This window comes from Streptomyces sp. NBC_01306 (genome assembly GCF_026340465.1).
GTDB lineage: Bacteria > Actinomycetota > Actinomycetes > Streptomycetales > Streptomycetaceae > Streptomyces.
On record NZ_JAPEPC010000001.1, the window covers coordinates 3413420 to 3427869 of the forward strand.

Below are 14450 nucleotides of genomic sequence, written 5' to 3' on the forward strand. Positions count from 1 at the left end.
AAGCGTCAAGTCCGGGGTGCGTGACGCCACGAGGGCCGGGCCCGCGATCGGACCCGGCCCTCGTGGCGCGATGGCGCGGTGGTGGCTTGGTGGCGCGGTGGTGCGATGGCGCGGTGGTGGCGGGCGTCGTGGCCCCGGCTCAGTGGCCCCTGGTCGCCTGGAGGTACGCCTGCGGCTGCTTCTCCTGCGGGTCCGGCTCGCGCAGCAACTGGGCCCGTACGTCGAACCCGGCGTCGGCCAGCCACCCGGCGACCCGGTCCGGCGGCAGCCAGTGGACATCGAGCGAGAGGTCGTGGCCGTAGGCGTGGTCGAGGTGGCGGCGTTCGTCACCGGCCTTGAAGGCGAGCAGCAGCCGGCCGCCCGGCGCGAGCACCCGGTGGAACCCGGCGAACACCGACGGCAGCAGCTCCGGCGGCAGATGGATGATCGAGTACCAGGCGACCAGGCCGCCCAGCGAGCCGTCCGCCAGGTCGAGTGCGGTCATCGACCCGACGTCGAACCGCAGGCCCGGATACGTCCGGCGGGCCACATCGACCATCCCCGGCGAGAGGTCGACGCCGAAGGCCTCCACCCCCAGCCCGGCCAGATGCGCCGTCACCCGGCCGGGACCGCAGCCGATGTCGGCCACCGGGCCACCGCCGTCCATCCGCACCTGGTCGGCGAACGCGGCGAGCATCGCGCGGTCGTAGGGGCTGACCGCGAGGTGGCCGCGGACGAGTTCCTCGTAGGCGACCGCGACGGTGTCGTAGGACGCGCGGATGGCACTCAGGCAGCCGGGTTCGGTCATGGCGGTGCTTCCTGCTCCGTAACTTCGCGTTCGGCCGTACTGTCAGCGCGGTGGGGCCGGCACTGTCAGCGCGGCGGGGCCAGCCCGAGTCGCCGGTCCTTCAGTGCGGGGAACTGCTCGCGGGTCCTGGTGACGAGCTCCGGGTCGAGTTCGACCGTCAGGACCTCCTCGCCCCGGCCCGCCTCGGCGAGCACCTCGCCCCAGGGGTCGACCACGATGCTGTGGCCCGCCTGCTCCACGCCGGCGTGCGTACCGGCGGATCCGCAGGCCAGGACGTACGCCTGGTTCTCCACCGCGCGCGCCTGCGCGAGCAGTGTCCAGTGCGAGCGACGGCGCTCCGGCCAGCCCGCGGGGACGACCAGGAGACGGGCGCCCGCGTCGGTCAGGCCGCGGAACAGCTCGGGGAAGCGGAGGTCGTAACAGGTGGCCAGGCCGAGCGTGGTCGCCGGCAGGTCCACCGTCACCAGCTCGTCGCCCGCTCCCATCAGGACCGCCTCGCCCTTGTCGAAGCCGAAGCGGTGGATCTTGCGGTAGACGGCGGCCCGTTCGCCCTCGGGCGTGAAGACCAGCGAGGTGTTGTAGAGGGCTCCTTCGGGGTCCCGCTCCACGATCGAGCCGGCGTGCAGCCAGACTCCGGCGTCGCGGGCCGCCTCCGCCATCGCCTGGTGCGTGGGTCCTTCCAGCGGTTCGGCCTCGGCCGCGAAGGACTGGTACGCGAAGGCCCCCACGGGCCACAGTTCGGGCAGTACAACGAGATCCGCACCGGACTGTTCACGTACGAGATCCGCTACGCGCAACCGGCGCGAAACGGGCGATTCCGCAGGATTCACTGCGATCTGGAGGAGAGAGGCGCGCACAGTACCACCGTCCTGGCATTCGGGCCGTCAACGCGGGCCTACGATCGTCACACGAAAGCACTGCCGGGGTGCCACTGGGCAGCGTACTGTGCCTTCCGGGGGGATGCCCCCAGACCCCCAGCAGCGCCTCGAACACCAGCAGGTCTATGCCCGCCGTACCGCAGAACACCGCTCCGAGGGGTCCCGTGACAGTCCATCCAAGCCTTCAGACCTACGCCGACGCCTGGACCCACTCCGCAGACGCCATATCCGAGTTGGTCAAGCCGCTCGTCGAGGGCGAGTGGAACCGTGGGACGCCGTGCCCCAACTGGTCGGTGCGCGACATCATCTCCCACATCATCGGCATGGAGAACGAACAGCTCGGGGACCCCCGGCCGATCCACACCCTGCCGCGCGACCTCTTCCATGTGAAGACGGACCACCAGCGGTACATGGAGATGCAGGTCGATGTGCGGCGCCACCACACCTCGCCGGAGATGACCGCGGACCTGGAGTACACGATCATCCGGCGCTCGCGGCAGCTGCGGAACGAGACCCGGCAGCCGGACACCATGGTGCGCGCGCCGCTCTCCGCGGAGCAGACGCTGGAACAGGCGCTGCGGATGCGCGCGTTCGACGTCTGGGTGCATGAGCAGGATCTCCGCACCACCCTGGGCAAGCCGGGCAATCTGGACTCGCAGGGGGCCTATGTGGCCCGCGACGTCCTGGTGCAGGCGCTGCCGAAGGTCGTCGCCAAGGAGGCGGGCGCGCCGCCGAACACCGCGGTCGTCTTCGACATCACCGGCGCCGTCGAGTTCATGCGGACGGTCCGGGTGGACGCCGAGGGCCGGGGCACGGTCGACGGCTCGCCCTCGCTGGGGCCCGCCGTGACGATCGCGATGGACTGGGACACGTACTTCCGGCTGGCCTGCGGGCGGGTACGGCTCGCGTCGGTCTCGGACCAGATCAAGGCCGAGGGCGACCAGGAACTGGCCGCGGCGATCCTCCAGTCGTTCGCCGTGACGCCGTGAGCCCCGCGACGCCGTAGAGCCTTACGGAGTCACGGACTCACGGGCTTACGGAGTCACGGGCTTACGGAGTCACGGGCCCACGCCGCCGAAACAGGCTCACGCCGGGACGTGTACGGCCTCCACCCGGCTGGTCACCAGCCGCTCGCTCTCGCGGCGCGCGCTGCGCCGCCGCAGCCGGAGGATCTGGGTGACGCCCAGCGCCTCCAGGACGAACACGGAGCAGAAGGCGATCCGGTAGTTGTCGTCCGTCGCGTCCAGCAGGACCCCGACCGCGAGCAGCGTCGTCATCGACGCGATGAACCCGCCCATGTTGACGATGCCGGACGCGGTGCCCTGGCGCTCCGGAGGGTTGGCGGGGCGCGCGAAGTCGAAGCCGATCATCGAGGCGGGACCGCAGGCGCCGAGCACCGTGCAGAGCGTCAGCAGCAGCCACATCGGCGCGTGATCGCCCGGGTAGGCGAGGGTGCACGCCCAGAGCAGCGCGGTCGCACCCACCGTGGACAGCGCGATGGGGGCGCGGGCGCCCTGGTGCCGGGCGATGATCTGCCCGTAGACCAGGCCGACGACCATGTTCGAGAGCACGATCAGGGTGAGCAGTTCGCCCGCCGTGGCGCGGGACAGGCCCTCCGCCTCGACGAGGAACGGCATCCCCCACAGCAGCAGGAAGAACATCGCGGGGAACTGCGTGGTGAAGTGCACCCACATCCCGAGCCGGGTGCCGGGCTCGCGCCACGCGGCGGCGATCTGCCGGCGCACGGATGCGGCCCCCGGGTGCGGGGCGGGCGGCGGTTCGAACCCCTCGGGGTGGTCCTTCAGGAAGAGCAGCATCACGACCAGCACCAGCACCCCGGCCAGCGAGCTGCCCGCGAAGGTGGCGGTCCAGCCGAGGCCGTGCAGCGTACGGGAGATGACGATGGTCGAGACGAGGTTGCCGGCCATCCCGACGAGCCCCGCGAGCTGCGCGACCATCGGCCCGCGCCGGGCCGGGAACCAGCGGCTGCCGAGCCGGAGCACGCTGATGAAGGTCATCGCGTCACCGCAGCCGAGCAGCGCGCGGGAGGCGAGGGCCGTGCCGTACGTGGGGGAGAACGCGAAGCCGAGCTGCCCCAGCGTGAACAGCACCACGCCGAGGGTCAGCACCTTCTTGGTGCCGAACCGGTCCACGAGCAGGCCGACGGGTATCTGCATCCCGGCGTAGACGAGCAGCTGGAGTATGGAGAAGGTGGAGAGGGCGGAGGCGTCGATGTGGAAGCGGTCGGCGGCGTCCAGACCGGCCACGCCCAGGCTGGTACGGAAGACGATCGCCACGAAGTAGACGGCGACGCCGATCGACCACACGGTGACCGCGCGCCTGCCTCCCGGCGGATCGCCGGGCAGCGCGACGCCGCTCATCGGACCTCCCCCCGGGCCAGGTCACGGACCCTGCTGACGTGCCGGCGGACGACCGCGACGGCGCCTTCGGTGTTCCCGTCCCGCAGCGCCTCCAGGATCTCGCCGTGCTCGGCGAGGGTGGTGGCGGTGCGGTCGGGGTGGGCCTGGAGCACGGCGACGCCCATCCGCAGCTGCCGGTCGCGCAGCTGGTCGTAGAGGCGGGAGAGGATCTCGTTCCCGGCGCTGCGGACGATCTCCGCGTGGAAGCAGCGGTCGCTGACGGCGGCTCCGGCCAGGTCACCGGCCGCCACCTGCGCGGTCTGCTCGGCCAGCAGCTCCGTCAGCCGCTCGATGAGCTGGGGAGCGGCGGGCACGGCCTTGCGCGCGGCGAACTCCTCGACCAGCAGCCGGGTCTCCACCACGTCGTGAATCTCCTGCGCGGAGACGGCGAGAACCAGGGCGCCCTTCTTCGGGTAGAGCTTGATGAGCCCCTCCACCTCCAGCTTGAGCAGCGCCTCCCGCACGGGCGTCCGGGAGACGCCCACGGCATCGGCCAGCTCGCCCTCGGTGAGGAGCGTCCCGCCCTCGTAGCGGCGGTCGAGTACGGCCTGCTTGACGTGTGCGTACACGCGGTCGGCGGCGGGGGGCTGTTTCAGCGGGGCGACTGGCATGCGCACAGCATAGATACAACAGGTATGCGTAGGGGAGAGATGTCCGCATGGCGGGACGTGGCGTGGGCAGATGAGTGACTTTCCGGGCATTCGGCCCCGACCCGGCCGTCCGGAATCCCCTCCCGGCTTCTGCCGCACGGGCAGGTCGGAACACCTGGTACCTTGTTATGCATGGAACGCGGTAAAGCAAGTCACCAGACCCCGGGGAAGGTCGAGAGCCAGCTCCGTAAAGGGGTTCTGGAGTACTGCGTTCTCGCGCTGATGCGTGACGGGCCCAAGTACGGGGTCGAACTGCTCAGCGCGTTGCAGGACACCACGGCCCTGACGACCAGCCAGGGCACCGTCTATCCGCTGCTGTCACGGCTGCGGCGGGACGCGCTCGTGGACACCGCCTGGCAGGAGTCGGCCTCCGGCCCGCCCCGGCGGTACTACTCGCTGACCGAGGCCGGACACGCCGCACTCGAAGAGTTCGCCGGGATATGGCCCGGATTCCGTGACGCCGTCGACCACCTCCTCCAGCCGAACACCAGCCCTCGGCCCCACCCGGGAAAGGCACACCCATGAAGACCGACGACACCCTGGTCCAGGACTACATCGCCGCAGTTGAGCGGGAGACCTCGACCTTGCCGCCGGCCGCACGCCAGGAGCTCATAGCCGACCTGAACGAGCACATCCAGGTCGCGCTCGCCGAACGCCCCGGCAGCACCCGCGAGATCCTGCACGAGATCGGCGACCCCCGCACGATCGCCGCCACCGCCCTCCAGGAACTGGGCCCCACCGCCGGCTCTCAGGGCAGCAGGCCCGGTCGCCGCCGCTCCCCGGCCTGGCTGCCGATCGTGCTCCTGATAGTCGCCAACGTGCTGCCCTACGCCGGAGGCTTCGCGTTCCTCGCCATTCTCGCCTTCGCCGCCGAGATCACCGCCGTCGTCATGGTCATCCGCTCCAGCCACTGGACAACGACCCACAAGCGCAACGGCCTCATCATGACCCCCGTCATCCCCGTGGTCGCCCACCTCATCTGGTACGCCGCCTTCATCGTCCCCGACGGCAAGATCGCCGGATTCGACGTGATCCGCTGGACACTCGTCGTCCTGCTGTTCATCCTGACCCTGATCGGCGCCAACTACCTGTGGCGCACCAAGCGCGCCTGACGCAGGACGGCGGCCCGCACCGACGGCGGCCCACACCGGTGGATGACCTTCACTGTGCGACGCCGGGCAACAGCCAGCGCCGCACGGGGACCTGAAGCAGTACGCGTCCCCCGTCCGGGCGGTGGGGAACCGTGACATCCCAGGCGTACTTCGCCGCGAACGCGGCCGTCACCTCTTCGGGGAACCCGTCATGGCGGAGCTGAACATCTCCCTCCGCGACGACGGGGACCCGGCCGTCCTCCAGCGCCAGGGACACCCGGGGGTTCTCCCGGAGAACGCGCACCTTGACCGAAGCGCTGTCCACCCCGATCCACCAGCTGCCCCGGAGGAAGACGAACCACACGGGCGTCACATGGGGTGACCCGTCGGGACGGACACCGCACAGCCAGACGGTGCGCTCGGTGGCCAGACGGTCCAGGACGGCGGGGTCGGCCGGATGCGCGGCAGTGCTCATCCGCCCATCCCAGCCCACACGGCCGCCGCCCCGCTTCGGTCCACAGCCCCTGGCGCCCCGGACTTTCGGCGTACGCCCGGTCATGTCACATCTCGCCGCCCCGCTCCGTCGTACTCATGCAGGCATCGAAAACGACAGAGGAGTCCATCATGGGTGGCCGTATCAACATGTTCGAGAACCCGGTCGCGGGCAAGGTCTGGAAGCACATCATCGCGGCGAACAAGGCCATCGTCGACTCGTCACTGCTTCCTGTCGCGACACAGGAGCTGGTGAAGATCCGCGCGAGTCAGATCAACGGGTGCGGCGGCTGCCTCGACATGCACACCAAGGACGCAGCCGCGGCCGGTGAGACCGCGGTACGCCTCAACCTGGTCGCCGCGTGGCGCGAGGCCACGGTCTTCACCGAGGCCGAACGCGCGGCGCTGGAGCTGACGGAGCAGGGCACCCGCCTCGCCGACGCGGCCGGCGGTGTCACGGACGAGGCCTGGGCGAACGCCGCCAAGCACTACAACGAGGACCAGCTCGCCGCCCTGGTGTCCCAGATCGCCGTCATCAACGCCTTCAACCGTGGCAACGTCATGATCCAGACACCGGCCGGCAGCTACGAGCCCGGCATGCTCGGATAAAAAGGGAGACCATCCCGGCCGGGCCCCGGAGGCGTTCCTCCGGCCCGGTCGGCTCCCTTCCGTTCGCACCCGCACGCCCGCCCGCGGAGGCGGTACGCACCTGAACGAAGCCGCCGCGGGTACAGCAACTCTCGGATGGCCCTTCTGGGGTCACGTCCCAGAACATCGGCCTACAGCGGGCTCGTCCTGCTGGTCAACCCGTTGATGGCTGCCCGAGGATCTCCGCCCCGGGCCGCTGCGGGTCGTAGGGAGCCCAGCCCGGGTTCCCGGTGCCGGCGAACGCCACCCACGCGCCGTGTACTTGGGCCGCGAGTCCTGCTGGAGCGGGGTCGGGGCCGAGCAGGCTGGTGTCCCCGTGCAGCCAGGGCTTGTCCGCCATGTCGAACACGAAGGGCAGTTCGACGGTGTGGGCAGCGCCGAGCCGACCGCCCAGAGCCGTCGAGCGATACCCGAACGAGTAGAGGTGCGTGCGGCCGCCCGAGATCCGCGCGTGGGCCCGTGCCATGCGGGTCGTACCGTCCGCGAACAGGGCCTGCCCGAGCACGGCGGAGCGCAGCTCGCCCGGTGTCGCGCCCGGCCGTGCCGTGCGGTGCGCGGCGAGGGCGCTTTCCGGATCTGCATGGACCCGGGTCGCGACGGTCAGCACATCGGCTTCCGTGGTGGACTCCAGATCACCCTGCGGTACGAGGTACAGGTGCCCCTCTTCGGTGTTGGTGCCGATGAGCAGGTCGACGTCGGCGGCCGGGCCGTCGGCGAGACCGTCGGCGGGCTGGACCGGAAGGACCAGGCTGAACGGGCTGAGCCCGGCCAGCGGGTCCCGGGCGGTGCTGGTGCGGAGGTCGAGACCGGCCAGTGCGGGCAGGATCGCCAGGAAGCGCTCGTCCGGGATCGGGGCGAACGCCTCGGCGGTCGGTTCGACGCCCAGCGCGGCGGCCGCCGCGGAGGTGACCCGCTGCGCCTGCTCCGGGGTGAACGCGCCGGTGCCGCTGCCGCTTTGGACGATCGCCCGGCGGAACAGGCCCTTGGCCTGCGGTGTCGCGAGCAGCCCGCCGGTGAGCGTGGCGCCCGCGGACTGGCCGAAGAGCGTGACGTTGCCGGGGTCGCCGCCGAATGCCGCGACGGTGTCCTGTACCCAGCTGAGGGCGGCGAGCACGTCCAGCAGTCCGCGGTTGGCCGGAGCGCCCGCCAGATCGAGGAACCCGGGGATGCCGAGGCGGTAGTTCACCGTCACGAGCACGACGTCGTCGCGGGCGAACGCGCTGCCGTCGTAGAGCGCGGCGCGGCGCGATCCGGTGACGAACCCGCCGCCGTGCACGAAGACCATGACGGGGCGTCTGCCGTCGTCGGCGGCAGGCGTGTGGACATCGACGGTCAGGTACTCCTCGCCGGGCACCCAGCCCGGCCCGAAGTAGGGGGCCATGTCGAGCCGGCCGAAGTCGCGGGCCGGCTGGGGAGCCGTGGGTCCGGGCTGTGTGCCGTCGCGGACACCGGACCAGCCCGGGTGCGGTACGGGTGGCGCGAAACGGCCGGCGCCGGCCGGCGCCGCCGCGTAGGGGATGGCGCGGTAGCGCTCGCCGGATCCGTCACGGACGCCGCGCACGGCGCCCGCGGGGGTTTCGACTACCGGATCTTCCTGTCGGGACACGGGAGACTCTTCCTGTGTGGAGCGGGCATCGGGAGATGCGGCTCTTCCTGTGTGCAGCGGGCGTCAGGCGAGGCGGGAGAGGGGCGCCCACTCCTTGATCGCGAACTTCGCCCCGCGGCGGGTGACCTCCGCGGCGCCTCGGCCGCCGAAGTGCGCCGGGAACACCAGCGCGTTGTCCTCGGCGGCGCGGCCGAGCAGCTTGTGCCGGGTGGCGCGGGATTCCAACGGGTCCTCGCAGAAGCAGGAGTTGGTCTCGGGCTCGGCGATCTGTAGCGCGGTGTGCACCAGGTCCCCGACGAACAACGCCCGGTCGCCGCCGGATTCCAGGGTGAGCACGGACGAGCCGGGGGTGTGCCCGGGAGCGAGTTCGAGACGAAGGTTCTTGTCGATCCGGTACGTGTCCTCCCACAGGTGGGTGAGTCCCGCCTGGTGAACCGGCGTGACGCTGTCCTCGAAGACGTTCTGGTTCCCGCGGCCCAGTACGGACTTGTTCTCGTTGGCCGGGTCCCAGAAGTCGAAGTCCCGCCGGTTCATCAGGTACGTGGCGTTGGGGAAGGTCGGGACCCAGTCCCGGCCTTCGAGGCGGGTGTTCCAGCCGACATGATCGATGTGCAGATGGGTGTTGACCACGATGTCGATGTCCTCGGGCCGCACCCCGGCGGCGGCGAGGTTGTCGAGGTAGTTGGTGTCCAGGCGGCTCCACACCGGTGCGTAGGGCCGCTCCTTGTGGTTGCCCACACCGGTGTCGATGAGGATCGTGCGTCCCTCGCTGCGCAGCAGCCAGGACTGGAGCGCCGAATGGCACTCGTCCGTCTCCGGGTTCCAGAAGTCGGGCGCCAGCCAGGCGCGGTGCTCGTCCCACGAGCCGTTCTGGCTGTCCGGAAAGAACTGGGCCGGGGGCATCCCGACCGAGCCGTAGAACTCTTTGATGCGGGTGACGGTGACGTCGCCAAGGGTGAGCTGATCCGGGTTCTGCTCCGGGCTCTGCTCCGGGTTCTGATCCATGCGTCCGCTCCTCGGGTCCGGGGTGTGTGGCCGAATGAGACCAAGCCTGGGCAGGCGGACGGGTACGCACCACTCCCGGGTTGTCCTACCCCTGGCAGGGTGTGGCTGGGATCCGGTCGCGCACCGAATACTGGGGTGATGACCGAACCCGGACCGCTCGGCACCTTCCTCCAAGCCCGACGCGCGCGGCTGCGACCCGCGGACGTCGGCCTGCGCGACCTCGGGCCCCGCAGGCGGGTGGCCGGGCTCCGCCGCGAGGAAGTGGCCCAGCTGGCGGGCGTTAGCGTCTCGTACTACGCACGGCTCGAACAGGGCCTGTCCCGCGGGGCGTCGGCCGAGGTGCTCGGCGCGATCGCCCGCGCTCTCCAGCTCGACGCCCCCGAGCGCGAGCACCTCGACCGCCTCGCCGGCGCCGCCCGCCACACGCCCCGGCTGCGCCGCCCGCGCCCCGAGAAGCTCGCCGACGAAACCCGCGACCTCCTCCGCGCCGTCGACGGCGTCCCGGCGATAGTGCTCGGCCGCCGTACGGACGTACTGGCCTGGAACGCCCTCGGGCACGCTCTGCTTGCGGGCCACCTGGACCTGCTCGGCCCGGACGACCCGGCGCGACGCCCGAACATGACCCGGATCCTGTTCCTGGACCCGCACTGCCGGGAGCTGTACACGAACTGGACGCGCAAGGCCCGCGCCGTGGTCGGCAATCTGCGCATCGCCGTCGGCAGGCACCCGGACGACCCGCTGCTCGCCGAACTGATCGGTGAACTGACGATGAAGAGCCCGGAGTTCGTCGCGCTGTGGGCGGACCACCGCGTGGAGCCGTGCGACGCCGCCTCCTACGAGCTGCACCACCCCGTCGTCGGCAGCGTGACGGTGACCCAGCAGACTCTGTCCGTCGCCCGCTCACCGGACCAGGCGCTCATCGTGTGCACCACCCCCGCCGGTTCCTCTTCCGAAGAGGCCCTCGCGCTCCTCCGGCAGGTGACCGACGACCGGACGCCGCACGCGAACAGCGCCGGCGTTTCCAAGGAGCCAACTCGACACTTCTGAGGCGGTCCCGGCCGACCGCCTGTAGTGGCCGACCGCCCGTGGTCCACGAAGCGCGCTGGGACCAGGCCGGTTCACGGATCGCCCCTCACGCGCGCCCCAGGACAGGCCCTCCTTCGTCAATTGTCAGACTGCACCGACTGGGGCAACGCTTTACAGAAGGATGGCAAGATCGTCGCCTACGGCTCGCCCGTCAGGCCTGCCCGGAAGGCGGTCCAGGCGGCGGGCGAGAGCTGGACGACGGGGCCTGCGGTGTCCTTGGAGTCGCGTACAGCCACGGTGCCGGGGACGTTCAACGCGACCTCAACGCACTCTTGCCCAGAGTTCCCCCCGGTGTAGGTGGACTTGACGAACTCGAACGGGGTCACGCGCTACAGCTCCTTGAGAATGCTCTCTACCAATCTGACCGAATTGCGCTGAGCCAGCCCCAACCGGGTGATCCGTTCGAACAGTTGGCCGTGGTGCGCGGCATCAGTATCGTCCTCCAACCACAGAGTGGTCGACGTGGTATCCATGTGCACCACGTCGAGAGCACCTGGTTCGGCGAACGAAACGATCGTGAAGGCGCTGGTCATCCCCGGATGAGCACCAGCGAGGTACGGCACCACCTGCAACTTCACGTGGGGCCGGCGCGTCATGTCCAGCAAATGACCAAGCTGCTCGCGCATGACCTCCCGGCCGCCAACGAGTTGCCGCAAACAGCCTTCGCCGACGACCGCCCACAGTTCCAGCGGGTGATCTCCTACAAGTCGCGCCTTGCGTGCCATGCGGGACTCGACGAACGGGTCGATCTCATCAAGGTCGGACCAGGAGCCGTTGCCTACCGCGAGGGCGCGTGCGTAGTCCGCAGTCTGAAGCAGCCCCGGGACGATATTCGGCTGCCAAGTGCGTACGAGGGTCGCGATGTCCTCCAGCGCCACGTACTCGCCCATCGCCTGGAGTTGCGGGTACTGGTTCCACCACCCATGCGCCTTGCGTCGTTCCCGGTCCGTCTTGGCGAGGGCCAGCAGACGGTTGATGGAGCCCGGGTCTTCATTGCCGTACAGGTGGCACAGTGCGCGGACATCCGGATCACGCACCGGCACAAGTCCGCGCTCTATCTTCGCGACCTTGGCAACGGATGCCGTCAACGCGTCAGCCGCGTGCGACTGGCGCAGGTCACTCGCCTCGCGCATACGTAGCAGTTCGCCCCCGAGGCGTCGTCCCAGGACGGTGGAGACCGTCCTGCCTCGGTCAGGACTCGTACCGGCCATGTGCCGCCCCTTCCCCGCAATTCGCTTCAGTTTGCTGTCGCCCCAGGCGCAGCACAACAAGGACAGAGAAATTTCTGCCCGAACAACTTGCTGCCCAGCAAGTCGCACCGCTACGGTCAGTACTCAACCGCTTGCACAGCGGCGCCAGTTGGCGGAAGTGCACCGCTCCGGCCTGCCCGGCCGGCGCGGCGATGCCACCGCCGCACTCGCATGAGGAGGCACGTGTCATGACCGTCCGGCACGACAAGGTCAGCTACCCCCCGTACCCGCGCAGCGTCCCTCTGGCCCGCAGACGCGTCGCCTCGCTCGTCGCCGACTGGGGGCACCCCGAACTCGCCGGTGACGCCGCACTCGTGGCCGGTGAGCTCTGCGGGAACGCCGTGCTGCACGGGTGTCTGCGGGACCGGCTCTTCCGGGTCGACGTCACGCTCGGCGGGAACACCCTCCGGATCGCGGTGACGGACCCTCGCGGGGAACGGCTGCCAGTGCCACGGGTCGCCGACCCCGACGACCAGTTCGGGCGCGGGCTGCTCATCGTCGATACGGTCGCGGCCCGCTGGGACGTACAGACCCTGACCGTGGGCAAGGCCGTCTGGGCCGAACTGGACGTGCAGCCCGTAGCGTTGCTCTGCCCGTAGCGCCTCTCACACGGCCGGGACAGCGGACCGCACTTCACTGAGGGCGTGCCGGGCGATGTCGCCGAACTCATCGGTGTTGCCCGGGTCGCTCCACCGCTCGTAGGCCATCTTCATGGCGAGCTCTTGGCGAGTCCGGCGCGCTTCGCGATGTCGAGCACGGTTGTGTTCTCGTACCCGCGCTCCGCGAACAGTTCGAGAGCGGCGTCAGCGAGTCGTTGCGATGCGCTCTCGGTGGCGGGGACGACCGCCTCGGCGGCGCTCGCAGCGGCCGATGTGAAGGCTGGCGACACCGTCTTGATCGGGGGCGCCGCCGGTGGTGTGGGCGTGCTCGCCGTCCAGCTCGCCGGGCTCAAGGGTGCCCGGGACCAGGAAGCCACAGCCGACGTCGCGGCACAGCGCGGCCCCCGGACGCACCGCGCGTCCGGGGGCCGTTCAGCTGCTCGGGCCACTGCGCCCGGCTACGCCCAGGTGATCAGCCGCTTCGGCTGCTCCAGGATCGCCGCGACATCCGCGAGCACCTTCGAGCCGAGTTCACCGTCGACCAGACGGTGGTCGAAGGAGAGCGCCAGCGTGGTGACCTGGCGGGGCTTCACCTTGCCCTTGTGGACCCACGGCTGGAGCTTGATCGCGCCGACCGCGAGGATCGCGGACTCGCCCGGGTTGAGGATCGGCGTACCGGTGTCGACGCCGAAGACGCCGACGTTGGTGATGGTCACCGTCCCGCCCTGCATCGCCGCCGGGGACGTCTTGCCCTCGCGGGCCGTGGCGACCAGTTCGCCCAGCGCACCGGCCAGTTCGGGCAGCGTCTTGGCGTGCGCGTCCTTGATGTTCGGGACGAGCAGGCCGCGCGGGGTCGCCGCCGCGATGCCCAGGTTGACGTAGTGCTTCTGGACGATCTCCTGGTTGTCCTCGTCCCAGGCGGAGTTGACCTCCGGGTTCCGCTTGATCGCGACCAGCAGCGCCTTGGCGATCAGGAGCAGCGGGTTGGCCCGCAGCCCCTCGAAGGCCTTGTCGGTCTTCAGTTCGGCGACGAGCTTCATCGTGCGGGTGACGTCGACCGTGACGAACTCGGTGACGTGCGGCGCGGTGAAGGCGCTGCCGACCATCGCCTGCGCGGTGGCCTTCCGTACGCCCTTGACGGGGATACGGGTCTCCCGGGCATCGGACGGGACGGACGGGGCAGGGGCCGCGACGGCCGCCTGCTCCGGGGCCGCGGCCTGCGCCGGTTCCTGCGCCGCCGGGGCCACGGCCGCGTGGACGTCCTCGCGGGTGATGATCCCGTCCGGGCCCGAAGGCGTGACCGTGGTCAGGTCGATGCCGAGGTCCTTGGCCAGCTTGCGGACCGGCGGCTTGGCCAGCGGGCGGGACACGGTGTGGCCGTTGACCGGCACTGCGACCGGTGCGGCGGCGGGCGGTGTGGCAGCGACCGGCGCAGCGGCGGCGGGCGGCGCGTAGTACGTGCCCTCCGGCGCGGCCTCCGGCTCCGGCGCCGCGCTCTTGCGCGCCCGGCGCTTGGTCGACGCCTCCGAGACCCCGTACCCGACCAGGACCGGCTGGCGGGCGGCGGGCTGCGCCTCCTGCCCGGAATCCTGCCCTGCCTCCTGTGCGGCGTCCTGTTCGGCGGGCTGCTCGATCTGCTGCGGGACGGCGGCCGGCTCCTGCTCCGAACCCGGTGCCCCCACCGTGATGATCACCTGGCCGACATCGACCGTGGTGCCCTCCGGAAAGCGCAGCTCGCGCACCACACCGTCGAACGGAATGGGCAGCTCCACGGCCGCCTTCGCCGTCTCGACCTCGCACACGACCTGGCCGTCGGTGACCGTGTCACCGGGCGCGACGTACCACTTGAGGATCTCCGCCTCGGTGAGTCCCTCGCCCACGTCGGGCATCTTGAACTCCCGGACCGGGATCGCGATATCAGTCATGGTCACGGCGCTC

16 protein-coding genes and 2 pseudogenes are annotated in these 14450 nt (G+C 70.6%); 7 read left to right on the top strand and 11 right to left on the bottom strand.

The genetic code is table 11. The annotated features are described in order from the left end of the window. Window positions 1–139: 139 nt before the first annotated feature. Together OG385_RS14835 and OG385_RS14840 are read right to left on the bottom strand one after the other, a co-directional pair. On the bottom strand, window positions 140–787 hold the full coding sequence (locus OG385_RS14835) for a class I SAM-dependent methyltransferase (RefSeq protein WP_266855143.1): 648 nt from the start codon (window positions 785–787) through the stop codon (window positions 140–142). Between the two features lie 65 nt (window positions 788–852). Further along, entirely contained in the window at window positions 853–1644 is a 792-nt protein-coding gene (locus tag OG385_RS14840; protein WP_266855144.1) for a carbon-nitrogen family hydrolase, read from the bottom strand. Between the two features lie 185 nt (window positions 1645–1829). On the opposite strand from OG385_RS14840, the gene OG385_RS14845 reads away from it, so the two are divergent. Continuing rightward, a complete protein-coding gene (locus tag OG385_RS14845) occupies window positions 1830–2654 on the top strand; it encodes a maleylpyruvate isomerase family mycothiol-dependent enzyme (protein ID WP_266855145.1) in 825 nt (274 codons plus the stop codon). A gap of 96 nt (window positions 2655–2750) precedes the next feature. Here OG385_RS14845 and OG385_RS14850 read toward each other — a convergent pair whose 3' ends face one another. Both OG385_RS14850 and OG385_RS14855 read right to left on the bottom strand, forming a co-directional pair. Next, complete coding sequence (locus OG385_RS14850) at window positions 2751–4046, bottom strand: nitrate/nitrite transporter (RefSeq protein ID WP_266855146.1); 1296 nt, start codon at window positions 4044–4046, stop codon at window positions 2751–2753. After that, window positions 4043–4696, bottom strand: coding sequence for a GntR family transcriptional regulator (locus OG385_RS14855; protein ID WP_266855147.1), 654 nt, complete (start codon window positions 4694–4696; stop codon window positions 4043–4045). The genes OG385_RS14850 and OG385_RS14855 overlap by 4 nt, the downstream gene beginning before the upstream one ends. A gap of 171 nt (window positions 4697–4867) precedes the next feature. On the opposite strand from OG385_RS14855, the gene OG385_RS14860 reads away from it, so the two are divergent. Further along, window positions 4868–5260, top strand: a complete 393-nt coding sequence (locus OG385_RS14860) for a PadR family transcriptional regulator (RefSeq protein WP_266855148.1) — start codon at window positions 4868–4870, stop codon at window positions 5258–5260. Continuing rightward, the gene (locus OG385_RS14865) at window positions 5257–5847 is read left to right on the top strand and encodes a hypothetical protein (RefSeq protein ID WP_266855149.1); all 591 of its coding nucleotides are present in this window, start codon (window positions 5257–5259) and stop codon (window positions 5845–5847) included. Before OG385_RS14860 ends, OG385_RS14865 begins: the two co-directional genes overlap by 4 nt. 49 nt (window positions 5848–5896) lie before the next feature. Here the strand turns inward: OG385_RS14865 and OG385_RS14870 are convergent, their stop codons facing one another. Beyond that, window positions 5897–6301, bottom strand: coding sequence for a pyridoxamine 5'-phosphate oxidase family protein (locus tag OG385_RS14870; protein WP_266855150.1), 405 nt, complete (start codon window positions 6299–6301; stop codon window positions 5897–5899). Window positions 6302–6450: 149 nt separating this feature from the next. On the opposite strand from OG385_RS14870, the gene OG385_RS14875 reads away from it, so the two are divergent. Beyond that, window positions 6451–6927 carry a carboxymuconolactone decarboxylase family protein gene (locus OG385_RS14875; protein WP_266855151.1) on the top strand — a complete coding sequence of 159 codons (477 nt, stop codon included), beginning with the start codon at window positions 6451–6453 and terminating at the stop codon, window positions 6925–6927. 193 nt (window positions 6928–7120) lie between these two features. On the opposite strand, the gene OG385_RS14880 is transcribed toward OG385_RS14875, so the two are convergent. Both OG385_RS14880 and OG385_RS14885 read right to left on the bottom strand, forming a co-directional pair. Beyond that, window positions 7121–8572 (bottom strand): carboxylesterase/lipase family protein, encoded by a 1452-nt coding sequence (locus OG385_RS14880; protein ID WP_266855152.1) that lies wholly within the window; start codon window positions 8570–8572, stop codon window positions 7121–7123. A gap of 63 nt (window positions 8573–8635) precedes the next feature. Further along, the gene (locus OG385_RS14885; RefSeq protein ID WP_266855153.1) at window positions 8636–9577 is read right to left on the bottom strand and encodes an MBL fold metallo-hydrolase; all 942 of its coding nucleotides are present in this window, start codon (window positions 9575–9577) and stop codon (window positions 8636–8638) included. Between the two features lie 138 nt (window positions 9578–9715). Here OG385_RS14885 and OG385_RS14890 point away from each other — a divergent pair, with 138 nt between their 5' ends. Then, window positions 9716–10624 carry a helix-turn-helix domain-containing protein gene (locus OG385_RS14890; RefSeq protein ID WP_266855154.1) on the top strand — a complete coding sequence of 303 codons (909 nt, stop codon included), beginning with the start codon at window positions 9716–9718 and terminating at the stop codon, window positions 10622–10624. 176 nt (window positions 10625–10800) lie between these two features. On the opposite strand, the gene OG385_RS14895 is transcribed toward OG385_RS14890, so the two are convergent. Next, window positions 10801–10989: a DUF397 domain-containing protein gene (locus tag OG385_RS14895; protein WP_266855155.1), complete on the bottom strand. Its 189-nt coding sequence runs from the start codon at window positions 10987–10989 to the stop codon at window positions 10801–10803. Between the two features lie 3 nt (window positions 10990–10992). Beyond that, window positions 10993–11874, bottom strand: a complete 882-nt coding sequence (locus OG385_RS14900; protein WP_266855156.1) for a helix-turn-helix transcriptional regulator — start codon at window positions 11872–11874, stop codon at window positions 10993–10995. Between the two features lie 227 nt (window positions 11875–12101). Between OG385_RS14900 and OG385_RS14905 the strand changes: the two genes are divergently transcribed. Beyond that, on the top strand, window positions 12102–12512 hold the full coding sequence (locus tag OG385_RS14905) for an ATP-binding protein (protein WP_266855157.1): 411 nt from the start codon (window positions 12102–12104) through the stop codon (window positions 12510–12512). Between the two features lie 113 nt (window positions 12513–12625). On the opposite strand, the pseudogene OG385_RS14910 reads toward OG385_RS14905, so the two are convergent. Then, window positions 12626–12727: pseudogene (locus tag OG385_RS14910) on the bottom strand (helix-turn-helix domain-containing protein); the annotation flags it as partial. A gap of 10 nt (window positions 12728–12737) precedes the next feature. On the opposite strand from OG385_RS14910, the pseudogene OG385_RS14915 reads away from it, so the two are divergent. Further along, window positions 12738–12875: pseudogene (locus tag OG385_RS14915) on the top strand (NADP-dependent oxidoreductase); the annotation flags it as partial. Between the two features lie 95 nt (window positions 12876–12970). On the opposite strand, the gene OG385_RS14920 reads toward OG385_RS14915, so the two are convergent. Beyond that, on the bottom strand, window positions 12971–14437 hold the full coding sequence (locus tag OG385_RS14920; protein ID WP_266855158.1) for a dihydrolipoamide acetyltransferase family protein: 1467 nt from the start codon (window positions 14435–14437) through the stop codon (window positions 12971–12973). Window positions 14438–14450: the final 13 nt, after the last annotated feature.